Raw genomic sequence first — 16845 nt, 5'->3', positions numbered from 1 at the left:
ATGACCAACACAGTGGCGCTGATCGGCGCGGGTGCCATGGGCGGCGCAATCGGCAGAAGGCTGGTTGAGACCGGCAACCAACTGACGGTCTTCGACCTCAATGCTGAAAAGGTGGCGGAGTTGACCGCGCTTGGTGCGTTATCTGCACAGACTGCGGCGGAGGCGGCGTCGCGCTCCGATTATGTTATTCTCAGCCTCAATGCGCCGCACATCATTCGGGCCGCGGTGTTCGGCAAGGACGGAGTGGCGGACGGCGCGAAACCCGGGACGTTGATTATCGACATGTCCTCCATCGACCCAGAGGCAACCCGGCAATTGGCTGGGGATGCGGCGGAAAAGGGGTTGCGCTGGGTCGATAGCCCGCTTTCTGGCGGTGCGCCCAAGGCAGCGGTTGGTGAATTGACGTTGATGGCTGGCGGGACAGAGCAGGACGTGGCCGATGCTCATCAGGTTTTGCAGCATGTCGCATCCAACTATACCCATATGGGGCCGGTGGGTGCTGGCCAAACCACCAAGCTGATCAACCAGGTGCTGTGTGGCCTGAATTTCCTGGCTGTGGCCGAGGCAACGCAATTGGCGCTGGACGCCGGGGTCGATGCCGCGAAAATCCCGCAGGCTTTGAAGGGCGGCCGGGCCGATAGCGCCATCCTCCAGGAATATATGCCACGGTATGTCACCAAGGATTATCGTCGCACGGGCCGGATCGATAATATGGTCAAGGACCTGAACGGCGCGCAGGATCTGGCGCGGCGCACCAATACGGCCATGCCGTTGACGGCAGTCTGCGCCGAGGTGCACCGCATGCTGACAGCGGCAGGCTTGGGTGGAGAAGACCAGGCGATGTTGATGGAATTTTTCACCGGAGCAAAAAGGGAGACCTCCTAATGATCACACGTTACGCCTTGTTTGAAGGTACGGTAAAGCCGGGGCAGACGGAGGCATTCCGGGCTGCTGTTCTCGAAACCATCTTGCCGAAATGGAAGCAGTTTCCGAAGGCGATTGATGTCAGAGTGTCGTTTGCCGAGGCCCGTGATGATGGCGCACCGGAATTTCCGATGATACTGGCGATCAACTATCCGGATATGGAGGCGGTCGAGGCCGCGCTGGCCAGCCCGGTTCGCGCCGAAGCTCGTGCGGCAACAGAAGCGGTGCTCTCGCAGTTTTTCGATGGACGCATCCATCATCATGTGACGCTTGCCAACGAATTCGCGCTCTGATCAGACGCCTGTGGCTTCCCCTCCCCTGTTTGGGGTGGGTTTGCCGATTGGGAATGCTTTTATCTGGCTTTTACGCGCCTTATAAACGCAGTGTAACGCGCTGATAACCATAACGGGGGCCATTGGGTGACTGATTTCCGCAAACCGCCAACCATGGCCGATATTGCCCGCGTCACGGGTGTGTCGCCGATGACGGTGTCGCGGGCCTTCAAGACTGATAGTCTGATCAGCAAGGAAACCCGCGATGCCATTTTACTGGCGGCGGAGGATCTTGGCTATGTGTTTGATTCCACTGCCTCCAATCTAAGGTCACAGCGCTCCGATTTTGTTGCGGTTACTATTCCCTCGATCAATAATGCCAATTTCGCCGATACGGTTGGTGGTCTTTCGGAAACGCTCGCTACCCGGAAAATGCAAATTCTGCTTGGTTATACCAATTACGATATGCAGGAGGAAGAACGGCTGATCGAGCAATTGCTGCGCCGTAAGCCGCAGGCCATTGTTGTGACCGGTGGCAAGCATACGCCCCGTGCCCGCAAATTACTGGCCAATGCCCATATTCCGGTGATCGAAACCTGGGATGTGCCGTCCGAGCCGATAGGCCATTATGTTGGATTTTCCAATGCCGGTGCGGTCTGCGCCATGGTCGATCATTTTGTTGCTGTTGGTTATCGGCGACTGGCCTTCATTGGCGGTGATGTCGGGAGAGACACACGCGGTAGTGATCGCCGCAACGGGTTTATTGGTGCCATGACCCGCCATGGGCTGGATGCATCGCGATTGATCGCTGCCGGTCCGCCACCGATCTCGATGCGCGAAGGGGCGAATGCCATGGCACGGTTACTGGAAACCCTTCCCGATACCGACGCGGTGATTTGTGTATCCGACCTGTCTGCATTTGGGGCTTTGACGGAATGTCAGCGGCGTGGCATCGCCGTGCCAGAGGGGATCGCCATTGCCGGGTTTGGTAATTATGAAATCGGCGCAATTTCCGTGCCGACGATTACCACCATCAATGCCTTTTCCCGCGACATCGGCGAAAAAGCAGCGCGGCTGATCCTGGATCTGCTGGACGGGCGGCCATTGGCGGGAAACATTACCATTACGCCCGAACTGATCCTGCGTGACAGCAGTCTATGATGGTAAAGCCATGCGCCAGTGAAGGCGCATGGCACGGGTATCAGCTCATTTGCCCCAGATCTTCTTATAGGCATCCCGATAGCCATTGTCGGGATCGAAGCTGTTTTTCGGTCCGCCATCGAATTCGACATTGTCGGCGGTCACCACATGCAGCGGCGACATATAGCCGGACCATTTTTCGCCGTTGAGGGCGCGGTTTAGCTCATCCACCAATTGCCAGCCTTGCAGGTTCAAGGGTTCGGCCACCGTCACCTTCTGGTACTGGCCAGCGCGGATGCGCTGATAGGCGGATTCGGAACCATCCCCTGCGGCAACATTGATCGGTGCATCGGTTCCCCCCTTCCCTGCCGAGGCGAGCGACGGCCCCATGAAATCGAAGTAAAGGTCGTTGATGGCCAGAGAATGGGTCCAGCTGTCGCCGTATTTTTGTAACAGCGAAGTGGTGAGCTGTGGCATGCGCTGCGAGGTTTCGGCAATCGGCGTATCGACATAGGCCAGAACCTTGCCGCCCAGCCGCTCGATTTCGGCCTTCATCTTGTCAGCCTTGGCTATGGCGATAGCATAGGTGGAGTCGGTAAAGATGATGACGCCCGGCTTGCCCTTGGCATCGACATAGGCCCAATTGGCGGCAGCTTTCGACACTTCCATGGCGTCAGTGCTGATATTGGCGAACAGGCCGTTCTTTTCGTCCGGTCCGATGGTGGGACCGGCATGCCAGGCGACCAGCGGGATTTTGTTGGCTTTCGCCTGTTCCAGAGCCGGAGCCTGTTCAACGGCATCGAAACCGTCGATGATGATGGCATCAGGCTTCAAGGCCATGGCCTGACCGAAAGCTGCGGTACGCCCACCGATCGAGCCTGCGCCATCCAGCACCTTGACCTGCCAGCCTATGGCCTTGGCGGCTTCCTCGACGCCATTGCTGACACCCAGAATGCCACCATTTTTCAGGTCACCAGCCAGAACAACAATGGTTTTTCCCGGCTGTGGTTTTGGGGCGCTTTTCGGTCCGTCCCAAGTCGTGACCTTGCTGGCATATTTATCGACCACGGCCTTGGCTTCTGCCATCGGATCGGCCCAGGCGTTGCCCGCCGTAAGCAGGATCAAGGCGCCGGTTGCTTGCAGGATATGTCTGCGTTTCATGTCCATTCCTCCCTCTGGAAATTATTGACTCGATGCTGTTATTGTTGCTTAGGTTGAGGCGTGCTGGGTGCCGCCATGCGACCCGACAGGCTGCGCCGCCGTTGTGCGTAGCCAGCAATGCCGATGGCGACCAGCAGGGTGACGCCGTTAAACAATGGCTCGACATAGAAGGACCCGCCGATCTGCTGGATGCCCGCAATGCCGACGGCCAAAATAATCACGCCGATCATAGTACCCCAGACATTGACCCGGCCAGGCTTGATGGTGGTGGAGCCAAGAAAAGCGCCAACCAGAGCTGGGAGCAGATATTCCAATCCGACGCTGGCCTGGCCGATCCGCAGCTTTGAGGCGAGCAGCACGCCCGCCACTGCGGCGAGTGTGCCTGACGTGACAAAGGCACCGATAACGAAGCGGCGAACGGGAATGCCGTTCAGCGCGGCGGCCTTCGGATTGGCTCCGATGGCGTAGACGTATCGTCCAAGCGGTGTGTATTCGAGCACCAGCCACATTATGACTGCCAACACCAGGACATAGAATCCGGTAATTGGCAGGCCGAAAACCATTGTACCATTCAGGCTATAAAAGCCTTGCGGCAACATGCCGACCACCTGTCGCCCGCCGGTATGCCAGAGCGCGATGGCGTAAAGCACTGTGCCGGTGCCAAGTGTGGCAATGAAACTATCGATCTTGGCGACTTCGACCAGAAGGCCATTGAGAAAGCCAGTAAAGGCACCGAGTGAAATGACGATCAACACGGCCACCGGCCAAGGCAGGCCGAACATGGTTTGCAGGCTGATGGCCAGCACGTGCCAGAGCACGATGCCATAGCCAATGGTGAGGTCGATCCGTCCCGCTGCCATGGGGATCATCGCCGCCAGTGACAGGATGGCAATGATCGTCTTGTCAGAGATGATTGAGCGTAGGTTCAGAACGGTCGGAAAGGTCTGTGGCAAAAGAATGGAAAACAACAGGATCAGCCCCACGGTCAATATGACGAGACCGTAAACTGGCAGCAGACGTTGGATTTTCTGCGCTGTGCTCATGCCGGAAAGCTCGGCTCGCGTCGGCTCCAGCGCGTTGGATTCGATGGATTGCATTGGTTCTCTCCCAGGTTCAGGCCGCGTCCGAGGCGGAGGCTGCGGCGATCACCGCTTCTGTTGTCAGGTCCGGCCCGCTCAGCTCTCTCAAAATTTGGCCGCGAGAAAATACCAGCGCCCGCTGGCAGATATGGGCGATTTCTTCAAAATCGGTGGAGACCACCAGGACAGCCAATCCCCCCTCGACGGCCTCGGCGATCAGGCGATAGATATCGGCCTTGGCGCCAACATCGACACCGGCGGTCGGATCTTCGGCCACCAGCAGGCGGTGTCCTGTTGCCAGCCAGCGACCCACAACGACTTTTTGCTGGTTGCCACCGGAAAGCGCTTCTATGGCAAGGCTCTGGTCGTTGGGCCGCAAGCCGACGCGCGCGCCAATCGCATAGGCTTGCGCGGCTTCCTTGGCAGGGGTCAGAAAGGAAAGGAGACGGCGTCCCGAAGCGGCAGGATTGATGAAGGTGTTTTCCCGCAGGCTCAAGGACATGGCGACCGATTCTTCTGTTCGGTCGCGGGCGATCAATCCGACCCCGCTTGCCATGGCTGTTGAGGGGTTGGTGAGATCGACAGGGCGGCCGGAAATCGTAACGGAGCCGGAGGCGGGCTCTGCGCCGAATAGTGCGCGACCGACCAATTCATGACCCGCGCCGCGCAGTCCGACAAGTCCGAGCAATTCACCTTGGCGGATGTCGAAAGAAACCGGCCCTGCGCCGTGGCAGGCGAGATTTCTGACGGTGACGATGGCGGGTCCTGCTGGACTTGTGCTCTTGGTGAAGAGCTGGTCGGCCTTGCGCCCGACGATCATCCTGATCAATTCATCAGGCGTTGTTTGGGTTACGGGCTTTTCACCAACCAGCTGTCCATCTCGCAGGACGGCGACGCGGTCGGCGATGCGGAAGATTTCATCAAGGCGATGTGAGACATAGATCATCGCCACGCCACGTTCTTTTAAAGGGCGGATCGCCGCAAAGAGTTTTTCGACTTCATCAGCCGGTAAGCTCGCAGTCGGTTCGTCCAATACCAGCACGTCGGCTTCGACGGCGAGTGCACGGGCAATGGCGACCAGTGATTTTTCTGTCCGTGTCAGGCTCTGGATACGTGTGGAGGGATCGAAGTTGCAGGCGACGAGAGCAAGGGCTTCGGCGGTCCGCTGTTCGGTTTGTTTCCAATTGATAAGGCGGTTGCGTAGTGAGTAGCCTTGGGCAAGGCCGACATTTTCGGCAACGGTCATCCATTCGATCAGGCCGAGATCTTGATGAATGAAGGCAACGGGTTGGCGCTGGTTTGGCTTTGGTGGCCGGTGATTATAGGTTTGTCCACGAAATCTGATTTCACCGGTGTCTGGCTTGTAAATACCTGCGAGGGTCTTGATCAGGGTTGATTTTCCAGCACCGTTTTCGCCAAGCAGTGCCAGGATTTCACCGGGTCGCAGGTCAAGCGAGACATTTGACAGGGCGCGCGTTCCGCCGAAGGTTTTTGTGATCGCACAAAATTCCAGTAGTTTTTCGTCGACCATTGTTACTCCTCCCAAAGTCACAGAAACTTAGCGTATGTTATCGATAACATGTCGTCAAGTGTCCTTCTAAGAAGCACGTAAAGGTAGATTATCAGCGGGAATTACTTTAAGTAGTAAAATTATAGTTACAACTTTTACGCTATATGACAGAGGGTCATGGGCTAGGAGAAGTCGAGACCTGTTTTCCGAAGGGCAAGCTGAAGCAAGTGCTCTTTGGGAGGCGATGCTTTAATTCAACAGCCATGAAAGCTTCGGTCTCTCTTCGTCACGAACCTTTGTGGCTGTTTTTCCGTCGTGCTTTGCTTTTACAGATTGTGCGCTGGGCTAGGAGGTGCCGCTATAAGTGGGGCCGAGCCGATGGACTTTGTAAGAGCTTTCGGTCTTGCGCGGTTCGTTTTCAACGGTGCTATGGGGAGAAAAAGGGCGCCTTGATGAAGGTGAGCTTTGACATGAAGGTGATGTTGTCAGTTGGTTTCTAGGGTGTCGTCGCTGGGGTGGCGGGAGTGTTCATGTCTTGAATATTGGTGGGCATTTTTTGGTGGTCAGCGATAATCTAAATAGGCTTGGGTCGTGCCTCTCTTGATTATTGTCGTCTTAATCGTTTGGGCCGAACTCAGCGCGCTAGTTTTTATTATAGCGACTTTAACGTACTTCTCACGATGACGTTTGTGTTTAATGCGTGAGATGTTTCGATCTTGTTGTCGGTTTATTGGATGCGGCGTAACGGATGGGTTCCCCGCTGCCCTGCCCTTCCCCGAAGTCTTGTTGGGCATGCATTGGAATATTATTGTTGGGTGCTTGTGATTTTGCGGCCTTTAAATTGTCTGGGTCTTGCTCGTTTGCTCGCTGGGTGTCTAAATTCGTAGAGTTGAACGTTTCCTTTTAAGCAGGCTTTTATGCGGAGGCTTGATCCTGTGGCTCATTGGTTCGCTTAAACGAAGGTACTGCTATGGATGCGCCTACGTCGCGTGTTTCTATTGGCCCGAGCTGAGATTTCGATCGTCTGGAGGTTAGAGAAGGTCAGTCGTTTTTTTTGTTTTGCGGAAGGCGCATTTTAAGGAGGCGGATCTTGCGCTGTTGACAGCTGTCAACGTCAGAAAATGAGCGGCGTTGACAGCTGTCAACAGTGACTTTCTTTCTGCCGTAACGTCAGTAAACGGGCTTCGGCGCTGTAAAGAAGAGGGTGCTCTTGGAGAGTTCTATTCGAAAAGATGCAGCGTCAAAGGCCGCCATTCACTCTAAGCGTTCCGCATCGTTTTGGGTGTGTGGCCTGAGTGCGTGCGCAAACTAAAAAATGGTTAGCGCGCGCAAAATTCACCACTTCTTTACTCCTGCCAGTGCATAACTCAGCCAAGCGCGAAATGTAGTGCGTACGCGCGGTTTTCTTCTGAGCAGAAGCAATTGGCTTTTATGCTCCAACAAGATGCCCCTGCCCTCCACGATAAAACATCCCTAGTTTTTTAAGGTCTGCCTCGACTTTGCCATGCGAATCGTGTCAGCGCACTGCTCCAATAAAAAAAGGAGTGGGTCCATGGCTCGTTTCGATCATGAAGACCAACTGGCCGATATTATGCGGCAATTTTTCGAAGTGCGTGATGCAGCGCGTGTCTTACGGGTTCGTCTGGAAACGCAGCGGCGAGAGATGGGTGTGTCGGTCGCCGCGTTTTATGATCCTCGCAGCAATCCGGTCTATGCCGCAGATATTCTCCGTCATCTCGATTTGCGCCAAAGTCAGGCGAACCTTCTTGAGGCTGCCGAAAGGAAAGTCACGGGTCCGTCGTCAACGGAGAATGACGACGAGCAACACGTGATGATTGGATCGCTTTTTTCTCAGGACGATGAAAATCTCGGTACTAAAGAGTAATCCAGATTCGCGAAGAAACCCGCATCATGCTGTAGGCGCTGTAAGCGTATTCGGAATGTGAAGAAGCCCTTCTTCACTCTTATAACGGACCTGTACCCGCGCAATCGATTTCCTTCGTCCCTTATCATGGCGTCTAAGATCTTACTGCCGTAGTAACGGCAACGGGAGCCGATCAGGGTAGGGTGCTATAAAATCATTCTGCAGCTGTGATGGAGGGTTCATTTTAACCCCAAGGGACTAGAATCGCCCAATGCCATTCATAGGCTTCCAGTGCGCGGATAATTGATACCTTAAAGTGGCTCATGTTCGCGGAGCGATATAAACGACATGCTGCATCACTCAAGGTTCTCCGTTTTTACTCGTTCCCATGAGGTTAAATCTATTACGGAAAGGTAGGATTTTTTCTACCTTTGCCGTAACCTACATGAAAAGGTGTAGGCATATGTTTTTCGCCATTGCCTGGTGAAAAGCGAAAATGGGCTTTCCATCCGGTGCCAACCGTGGCATAATGGGCTTACAAAACGTCAGGGCGCTAATTTTCGTAGATTTTAGCAATATCCCTGACGAAATCTAAAGCCCCCTTCCTTTTCATTGTCTCATTCGTGTAACGTAAATTCAATGCGTTACGTGATCGACTCATTGCCCTGGCAAAAGCTTGTTCTGCCGCTCGCAGCGGCAGGTGAAGCACTTGTGCGTCTGGATGAGCGCGCTGCTCGTTCAGGGGTCGGAAGCGGATTGCGTGAACGGCTGCATTATGCCGATGCCATTGCCTCCTTATGGGTGGATGGAGAATTGGTTCATATGGAAGATTTGGTCTTTCATGATGCCCGAATGGACACGCGCACGCCCACCCACGAACTGACCATTGCCCATCTGATTTTGCGAAGCCGTCGAGAGCTTGTTCAGCATGAGCCTTCCTGGGCGTTCAGCACGTTGGGTTTGCTGCGACTACGCGGTCGTGGCAATTGGCTTTCGCAGGAGATGACGCTGCCTATGCCGCAGGCCATATCCGAGCCTGAGGAACCTGCTGCCGAAGGCAGCGTCGACGATGCCTTTCAGGCAGAATTGGATCGCTTCGATGCGGTTTTGAAGCGAAGTGAAACCGTACTCGACGATGTCGGCAAGATGCGGTTGCGACCGCGTGCCGAAGATCCGCAAGCTGTGGTATATGATCCGGACTGGAATGAAGAGGCGCGGCTTGCAGAATGGCAGACACTGCTAGGCGACGTTCAGGCGCTTCCTCCAGTGCTTGCCGCAGCCTGCCTGCTTGATGCCTGGCAGAGCCAGGAGGTCAGTGAGCATAGTCCCTGGCTTGGCCGTCTTTTGGCGGCAGCCTATCTGCAAAAGGCCGGTGTGGCGCAATTTCATCTTCCGGCACTATCGGTCGGATTGCGGGCTGTACCGCGTGAACAGCGCCAATCTCCCAACCGCACCCAGCGTCTGCTCGCCATTCTTGAGGCATTCGAAAAAGGCGCGCAATTGGGCTTGAAGGAACATGACCGGCTGATATTGGCCCGGGGCAATCTGGAGCGGCGGACTATTGGCAAGCGTGGCTCGTCAAAGCTACCCGACCTGATTGATCTCGTCTTGTCGCGTCCACTCGTATCGGCGGGCCTTGTCGCCAAGTATCTGGAGATTACGCCGCAAGGAGCGCTTGGCCTGATCCGGCAATTGCCGCTGCGCGAATTGACCGGACGAGGGCGCTACCGTGCCTGGGGTATTCTGTAATTGTGCAGTGGAAAGTATATGCTGCAATGCAGCATATATAATACTACTAATCAGCTTTACAGCTCTCATATTTCTGCTTATGAATTTAAGCAGACGTCATGGAGGTGACGTTTTTTTGGGAGGACATCCATGAATAAGCTTTGCAAACTCGCGCTTGGCGTGAGCATGACCGCGCTTGCCTGCTCGTCAGCTGTCGCGGCCAATCTGACGGTTGGTTTCTCGCAGATCGGTTCGGAATCCGGTTGGCGCGCGGCTGAAACATCGGTTACAAAGACGGAAGCCGAAAAGCGCAAGATCACCTTGAAATTTGCCGATGCGCAGCAGAAGCAGGAAAACCAGATCAAGGCTATCCGTGGCTTTATTGCCCAGGGCGTCGATGCCATTCTCATCGCACCGGTTGTTGCGACGGGTTGGGAAGACGTGCTGAGCGAAGCCAAGGAAGCCAAGATCCCGGTGATCCTGCTGGACCGCGGTATTGATGCACCGAAGGATCTCTATCTGACATCCGTCGCCTCCGATCAGGTCAAGGAGGGCAAGGTTGCCGGCGATTGGCTGGTGAAGTCAGTCGGCGACAAGCCCTGCAAGGTCGTCGAACTTCAAGGCACCGTTGGCTCCACACCGGCCATCAATCGCAAGAAGGGCTTTGAAGACGCGATCAAGGGCCATTCCAATATCTCCATCATCCGCAGCCAGACTGGCGATTTCACCCGCGCCAAGGGCAAGGAAGTGATGGAAGGTTTCCTAAAGGCGGAAAATGGCGGCAAGGACATTTGCGCCATGTATGCGCATAATGACGACATGGCAGTCGGTGGTATCCAGGCGATCAAGGATGCGGGTCTGAAGCCGGGCAAGGACATCAAGGTCGTTTCCATCGATGGCGTTCCGGATATTTTCCAGGCCATGGTGGCTGGTGAGGCCAACGCTTCCGTCGAACTGACCCCGAACATGGCCGGTCCGGCATTTGATGTTCTCGCTGCCTATCTGAAGGACGGCAAGCAGCCGGAAAAATTCATCATCACCGAGTCCAAGCTCTACACTCCCTCGGATGATCCAAAGGGTGAATATGAGCGCCGCAAGGGCTTAGGCTACTGATATCCTAATCTGACCGCGTCCGGCAACTGGTGTCGCCGGACGCGGATTGCTCTTTTATCGACAGGCATAGCCGGGTGAAACGATGACGATCAGCCAACAGGCGGTGCTGGCCGCGACGGCCATTACCAAGACATTCGGCGCCCATGTCGCCCTGCACACTATCGATATTGCCTTCCGTCCCGGTGAAGTGCATGCGTTGCTGGGCGAAAATGGCGCGGGCAAATCGACACTGATCAAGATCCTGACCGGAGCTTATACGCCTGATGCCGGGACCGTTCTTGTCGATGGCGCGCCCATGAGTTTTTCCACCCCACAGCAGGCCCAGGCAGCAGGCATTGGCACCGTCTATCAGGAGGTCAATCTACTGACGAATATGACGGTGGCCGACAACCTGTTCATCGGGCGCCAGCCGCGCCGTTTCGGTCTGGTCGATCATCGCACCATGGAGCGTGAAGCGCGCCGCATTCTTTCCGGCTACGGTCTGGAGATCGACGTTCGCGCCGAGCTTTCAACTTTCTCCGTTGCTGTACAGCAGATCATCGCCATTGCCCGCGCCGTGGAGCTTTCCGGCAAGGTGCTGATCCTGGATGAGCCGACGGCAAGCCTAGACCGGTCCGAAGTGCTGAAGCTTTTCGAAATTGTTCGAGGCCTGAAGGCGAGGGGCCTGGCCATCGTTTTCATCACCCATTTCCTGGATCAGGTATTCGAGCTCTGCGACCACGCCACCGTATTGCGAAACGGAAAGCTGGTCGGCAGCCAACCGATCGACACCCTCAATCGGACGACCCTGGTCAGGATGATGCTGGGCAAGGACTTGTCCCTGCATCACGATGCCGTCGCCGGGATTGAGGCGGAGGTTGGCGAAAGCCTCATGCAATTTACCGGCTACGGGCTTGACGGTAAGGTGCAACCCTTCACGCTCACCATTCACAAGGGTGAGGTAATCGGCGTGGCCGGATTGCTCGGGTCCGGGCGCACGGAAATGGCCCGGCTGATGTTTGGCATCGACTCCGCTGACAAGGGCGAACTTACCTTGAATGGAGCGTCGTTTAAGATCCGCTCGCCGCGTCAGGCTATCGATCTGGGGTTTGGCTTCTGCCCGGAGGATCGCAAGGCTGACGGTATTTTCGGGGATCTCTCGGTTCGGGAAAACATTATCATCGCCATGCAGGCCAAACTCGGCTGGTTGCGCACATTGAGCTATGACGAGCAGATGGAAATCGCCGGGCAATTCATCGAGGCGCTGGACATTCGCACCGCGTCTGCCGAATTGCCGATCAAGCTTCTGTCTGGCGGCAACCAACAAAAGGCTATTCTGGCGCGCTGGCTGGCAACCGATCCTCGCTTCCTGATCCTTGATGAGCCGACCCGCGGTATCGATGTCGGAGCCCATGCGGAAATTGTCCGAATGATCAGCCGCCTGCGCGAGGATGGCCTGGCGCTGATCGTCATTTCGTCAGAACTGGACGAAGTCGTGAGCTATTCATCACGGATCGTCGTCATGCGGGACCGGGCCATGGTGGCCGAACTGCACGGCGCTGATATTGCCCCTGACGTTATCGTTCAGACAATTGCCGCCCAATCCAACACGCCTGCCCAGTCCGAAGGCGCATTCTCATGAAAATTCGCTCCATGTCGTCTGTCTTGAAGCCGCAATTTGCAGCGCTTATCGCCGTCCTGCTGTTGAACTGGATGGTGTTTCCCGGCTTCTTCGATATCGCCTGGCGCGATGGCCGGTTGTTCGGTAGCCTGATTGACGTGCTCAATCGTGGCGCACCGGTTGCCATTCTTGCCATCGGCATGACAGCCATCATTGCAACACGCGGTGTCGATCTTTCCGTCGGCGCGGTCATGGCCGTGGCGGGTGCCGTTGCCGCCACCTGCGCCGTCGCAGCCCAGCCCTTGGTGGTGACCTTGGCCGCAGCGCTTGCCGTGGCGCTCGCCTGCGGCATCTGGAATGGCCTGCTGGTCGCCTATCTCGGTATTCAGCCTTTTGTGGCGACGCTGGTGTTGATGGTGGCGGGCAGGGGACTGGCGCAATTGGTTACATCCGGCTCGATTGTCACCTTCAGCGATCCGGCGCTTATTTTCGTGGGAACAGGATCACTGCTTGGTTTCCCGATGCCGGTGGTGATTGCCCTGGTGCTGATGCTGTCAGCCCATATTTTCATGCGCCGCACCGCCATTGGTCTGTTCATCGAGGCCATCGGCACCAATCTTTCGGCGGCAAATTATACCGGTCTTCGTAGCCGCTCACTGATTCTTGGGGTTTATGCGTTTGGCGGTCTCTGCGCGGGTATCGCCGGCACCATCGCCGCTGCCGATATTCGCGGCGCCGATGCCAATAATGCCGGGCTGTGGCTGGAACTGGACGCTATCCTTGCGGTCGTTATCGGCGGCACCTCGCTTCTGGGAGGACGGTTTTCCATTCCGATGTCGGTTTTGGGCGCAGTGATTATCCAGGCGATGAATACCGGCATTCTGGTGTCCGGTCTGCCGCCGGAATTCAATCTCATCGTCAAGGCCAGCGTGATCATCATCATTCTGGTTCTGCAATCGGACCGCGTCAGCGAGTTGGTCAGTTTTTGGAAACACCGGCCAGCCGTCTTGCCCAAAAACACTCAGGTTAAAATCCAGGCTCCGGAGAAAACAGGATGAACCCGCGCTATCGGCCCCTTGCTGCCACGACCCTGATTTTCATCGTTGCCTATACCCTCTGTGTCATCAGCTATCCCGGCATGTTTTCAACCCGTGTCCTGGGTAATTTCCTGACGGATAATGCATTTCTGGGCATTGCTGCTGTTGGGGCGACCTTTGTCATCCTGTCGGGCGGCATCGATCTGTCCGTCGGCGCCGTCATTGGCTTGACAGGCGTTATCACCGCCCTCCTTATCAGCTATGCGGGGCTCGATCCGATTGTGGTCTTTCCGCTGGTGCTGGTACTTTCGGCCTGTTTCGGCGCGGTGATGGGGGCGGTTATCCATTTCCTGAAGGTGCCGCCCTTTATCGTCACCCTGGCGGGGATGTTTCTGGCACGGGGCATCGCCTCGGTTTTGACCCAGGACAGCATCCCTATCGATCATCCGATTTACCGTGCTATTTCGCAGGCCTATTTTCGCCTGCCCGGCGGAGGCCGGTTGAGCGCCATCGGTTTGTTGATGCTGGCAGCGTTTCTGGTCTGCGGCTTTATCGCCCACCGCACCCGGTTCGGCTCCTACGTCTATGCGATCGGCGGCAATCCGGTTTCGGCAGCGCTGATGGGGGTGCCCACCGGGCCTGTGACGATTGGCATTTATGCGCTTTCCGCCTTCCTGTCCGGTCTGGCAGGCATCGTCTATTCGCTTTATACCTCGGCAGGTTATCCTCTCGCTGCGGTTGGCATAGAGCTTGACGCCATCGCGGCGGTAGTGATAGGCGGCACATTGCTGACTGGAGGATATGGTTTCATCTTCGGCACCTTGATTGGCGTCATGCTACAAGGGCTGGTGCAAACCTATATTGTTTTTGAAGGCACGCTTTCCAGTTGGTGGACGAAGATTGCCATCGGTGCTTTGCTGTTTATGTTCATTCTGTTGCAGAAGCTGGTATTTCATGCCGGAAATGGACGGACGAGGACGAAAAAGGCGTCTGCATGATCGAACCAGGCAGCCTGCTTCGCTCCCTTTCCGGGCGGATCACGGCGCGCAATTTCCACTCTCACGTCATCAACGAAATCGGAGCTGGCGTCATTTCCGGACGCTTTGCCGTTGGCTCCATCCTGCCCAACGATGCTGCTCTGATGGATGAATTCAGCGTTTCGCGCACTGTGCTACGAGAGGCTTTGAAAACGTTGGAGGCCAAGGGCCTGGTGGAAGCCCGGCCCAAGGTCGGCACCAAGGTTGCCAAGAAAAGTCGCTGGAACCTCTATGATCGCCAGGTGTTGGCCTGGTGTCTCGAAACCCAGCCGGATGACGATTTTTTACGCGGGCTTGGCGAGGTACGGCGCTCTCTGGAGCCGCTGGCGGCTGGTGATGCTGCCCGCGATCATACCGGTGACCAGATCCGTCTGATGCATTACTGGCTGAGGCAGATGGAGCTTGCCCTGGATGAGCCGCAAAGCTTCAGCCTGGCCGATTTCGAGCTGCACAGGATTATCGCTGAGGCATCAAGCAATCCGTTCCTGCGGGCCTTGCAGGGCGTGATCGAACTGTCGCATGCGCTCGCTTATTTGCCCGCTGTGCGCGACGGGAAAGTCTGCGATCTTAGCTCTGTGCTACAAAGCCACCGGGCTCTCGTCGCCGCCATTGAGCGCGGCCTTACCGAAGAGGCAGCGGCGGCGATGATTGGCACCATCGAGCAGGACCACGCAAGGATGTCGTAATCTGTCCACTCCAAGGGCGGGTGTGATGGCATGCATTTTTGACAATGCATGCCATCTTATACCAAGTCTCTGACATGCTGACGCATCCTCGACTTGAAGAATTGAAAATATCTCAAATGCGTCAGAGGCTTGAGATATTTTCAAACGGAATACGAAGAGTCATTTTCAATGAATCTTCGTATTATCATTCAATCCAACAGATCAGAACGGATAATGCTGGTTCGGATCTTCAATGGTGATCCAGCGCAGGTCGGTGAATTCGTTGATCGCCGCCTTGCCGCCAAACCGACCGAAACCGGAGCTTTTCACCCCACCAAACGGCATTTGTGCCTCATCGGCAACGGTCGGGCCGTTGATATGGCAAATGCCGGCTTCGATACGGGCCGCAATCGCCAGGGCGCGCTGGATATCACGGCTGAAAATCGCCGAAGACAGGCCGTATTCGCTGTCATTGGCGATGCGGATGGCCTCTTCCTCGTCCTTGACCCGGATGACCGGCTTGACCGGGCCGAAGCTTTCCTCATCGAAACTGCGCATTCCTGATGTGACGTGGTCGAGAAGTGTCGCTTCCACCACGCTGCCCGTGACCTTGCCACCAGCGGCGAGAGTTGCGCCCTTGCCGACGGCATCATCGATGAATTCCTGCATTTTGACGGCGGCCTGAGGATTGACCAGCGAGCCCAGCACGACATGGCCGCGCGGATCGCCAGCGGGAAGCGAGGCTGCCCGGGCGGCCAGCTTTGCCACGAATTCGTCGGCGACCTTTTCATGGACAATCAACCGCTCCGTGGACATGCAGATCTGGCCCATGTTCATGTAGCAGCCAAACACCGCCGCATTGACGGCAGCGTCGATATCGGCATCTTCGAGCACCAGAAAGGGTGCTTTTCCGCCGAGTTCAAGCAGGGCGGGCTTCAGGTGGCGACCACACAATTCACCGATAATGCGTCCGACCTTGGTGGAACCGGTGAAATTGACGCGGCGAACTTCCGGTGCGCTGACCAGCGCCTCCACCACCTGGGCAGCATCTTCAGGCGCATTGGTGATGACATTGATGACGCCATCCGGCAGGCCAGCTTCGACCAGCACCTGGCCGATCAGGACATGAACGCCGGGGCAGGCTTCGGATGCCTTCAGGATGACGCTGTTGCCGCAGGCAATTGCCATGGCAATGGCGCGTGTGCCCAAAATGATTGGTGCGTTCCAGGGCGCAATGCCAAGGCAGACGCCTGCTGCCTGGCGCACCGCCATGGACAATGTACCGGGCTTGTCGGAAGGGATGACTTCGCCCTGGATCTGGCTGGTCATGCTGGCAGCTTCCCGCAGCACACCAGCGGCAAGCATGGTATTGAAACCGGCCCAGGGACCGGTTGCGCCCGTCTCCGTGATCATCAGCGCGGTGAAGTCTGCCGCTTTTGAGGCCATGATGTCGGCGGCTTTCAACAGCAGTGCCCGCCTTTCGCCGGGGCCGGTGCGTGACCAGGCGGGAAAGGCCGCCTGGGCTGCGGCAATCGCTGCCTTGACATCGTCCAGGCCAGAGGCCGGGGCGCGGGACGCAATCTCGCCATTGAATGGATCGATCCGGTCGAAGGTCTTGCCCGACAAGGCTCCGACTTTCTTGCCACCGATAATTTGCTGGATTTCGTGCATGTCTTCTTCCTCCACTTATATGCGACCCCTGTCGCAGTCTTTGT

At 56.4% G+C, this 16845-nt stretch carries 14 protein-coding genes; 10 read left to right on the top strand and 4 right to left on the bottom strand.

Going from position 1 to position 16845, the window contains the following annotated elements; all coding sequences use genetic code 11:
* From IEI95_RS06900 to IEI95_RS06890, 3 genes are all read left to right on the top strand, one after another.
* Positions 1-885: an NAD(P)-dependent oxidoreductase gene (locus IEI95_RS06900; RefSeq protein ID WP_156531922.1), complete on the top strand. Its 885-nt coding sequence runs from the start codon at positions 1-3 to the stop codon at positions 883-885.
* Positions 885-1217, top strand: coding sequence for a hypothetical protein (locus IEI95_RS06895; RefSeq protein ID WP_156531923.1), 333 nt, complete (start codon positions 885-887; stop codon positions 1215-1217). Before IEI95_RS06900 ends, IEI95_RS06895 begins: the two co-directional genes overlap by 1 nt.
* 153 nt (positions 1218-1370) lie before the next feature.
* Positions 1371-2357, top strand: a complete 987-nt coding sequence (locus IEI95_RS06890; protein ID WP_156532151.1) for a LacI family DNA-binding transcriptional regulator — start codon at positions 1371-1373, stop codon at positions 2355-2357.
* 45 nt (positions 2358-2402) lie between these two features.
* On the opposite strand, the gene IEI95_RS06885 is transcribed toward IEI95_RS06890, so the two are convergent.
* Genes IEI95_RS06885 through IEI95_RS06875 form a run of 3 tightly spaced genes read right to left on the bottom strand, consistent with a single transcriptional unit; the run spans position 2403 to position 6107 of the window.
* Positions 2403-3497, bottom strand: a complete 1095-nt coding sequence (locus IEI95_RS06885) for an ABC transporter substrate-binding protein (protein ID WP_156531924.1) — start codon at positions 3495-3497, stop codon at positions 2403-2405.
* A gap of 38 nt (positions 3498-3535) precedes the next feature.
* The gene (locus IEI95_RS06880; RefSeq protein WP_156531925.1) at positions 3536-4594 is read right to left on the bottom strand and encodes an ABC transporter permease; all 1059 of its coding nucleotides are present in this window, start codon (positions 4592-4594) and stop codon (positions 3536-3538) included.
* A 16-nt stretch (positions 4595-4610) separates the two neighbouring features.
* Positions 4611-6107 carry a sugar ABC transporter ATP-binding protein gene (locus tag IEI95_RS06875; RefSeq protein WP_194416180.1) on the bottom strand — a complete coding sequence of 499 codons (1497 nt, stop codon included), beginning with the start codon at positions 6105-6107 and terminating at the stop codon, positions 4611-4613.
* A 1531-nt stretch (positions 6108-7638) separates the two neighbouring features.
* Here IEI95_RS06875 and IEI95_RS06870 point away from each other — a divergent pair.
* The 7 genes from IEI95_RS06870 (at position 7639) to IEI95_RS06840 (ending at position 15151) form a co-directional block, all read left to right on the top strand.
* Positions 7639-7971: a hypothetical protein gene (locus IEI95_RS06870; protein WP_194416179.1), complete on the top strand. Its 333-nt coding sequence runs from the start codon at positions 7639-7641 to the stop codon at positions 7969-7971.
* A 618-nt stretch (positions 7972-8589) separates the two neighbouring features.
* Positions 8590-9699, top strand: coding sequence for an RHE_PE00001 family protein (locus IEI95_RS06865; protein WP_194416178.1), 1110 nt, complete (start codon positions 8590-8592; stop codon positions 9697-9699).
* Between the two features lie 129 nt (positions 9700-9828).
* The gene (gene ytfQ, locus IEI95_RS06860) at positions 9829-10791 is read left to right on the top strand and encodes a galactofuranose ABC transporter, galactofuranose-binding protein YtfQ (protein ID WP_156531928.1); all 963 of its coding nucleotides are present in this window, start codon (positions 9829-9831) and stop codon (positions 10789-10791) included.
* Between the two features lie 82 nt (positions 10792-10873).
* Complete coding sequence (locus IEI95_RS06855; RefSeq protein WP_156531929.1) at positions 10874-12412, top strand: sugar ABC transporter ATP-binding protein; 1539 nt, start codon at positions 10874-10876, stop codon at positions 12410-12412.
* Complete coding sequence (locus IEI95_RS06850) at positions 12409-13449, top strand: ABC transporter permease (protein WP_156531930.1); 1041 nt, start codon at positions 12409-12411, stop codon at positions 13447-13449. Before IEI95_RS06855 ends, IEI95_RS06850 begins: the two co-directional genes overlap by 4 nt.
* On the top strand, positions 13446-14426 hold the full coding sequence (gene yjfF / locus IEI95_RS06845) for a galactofuranose ABC transporter, permease protein YjfF (protein ID WP_156531931.1): 981 nt from the start codon (positions 13446-13448) through the stop codon (positions 14424-14426). Before IEI95_RS06850 ends, yjfF begins: the two co-directional genes overlap by 4 nt.
* Entirely contained in the window at positions 14423-15151 is a 729-nt protein-coding gene (locus tag IEI95_RS06840) for a FadR/GntR family transcriptional regulator (RefSeq protein ID WP_156531932.1), read from the top strand. The genes yjfF and IEI95_RS06840 overlap by 4 nt, the downstream gene beginning before the upstream one ends.
* A 201-nt stretch (positions 15152-15352) precedes the next feature.
* Here the strand turns inward: IEI95_RS06840 and IEI95_RS06835 are convergent, their stop codons facing one another.
* Positions 15353-16801: an aldehyde dehydrogenase gene (locus IEI95_RS06835; protein WP_156537929.1), complete on the bottom strand. Its 1449-nt coding sequence runs from the start codon at positions 16799-16801 to the stop codon at positions 15353-15355.
* Between the last annotated feature and the right edge of the window lie 44 nt (positions 16802-16845).

The sequence above is a fragment of the Agrobacterium vitis genome (assembly GCF_014926405.1).
In the GTDB taxonomy this organism is placed as follows: Bacteria; Pseudomonadota; Alphaproteobacteria; order Rhizobiales; family Rhizobiaceae; genus Allorhizobium; species Allorhizobium vitis_H.
Note: the sequence above shows the minus strand (reverse complement) of the source record. Positions and strands in the feature narration are given on the sequence as shown.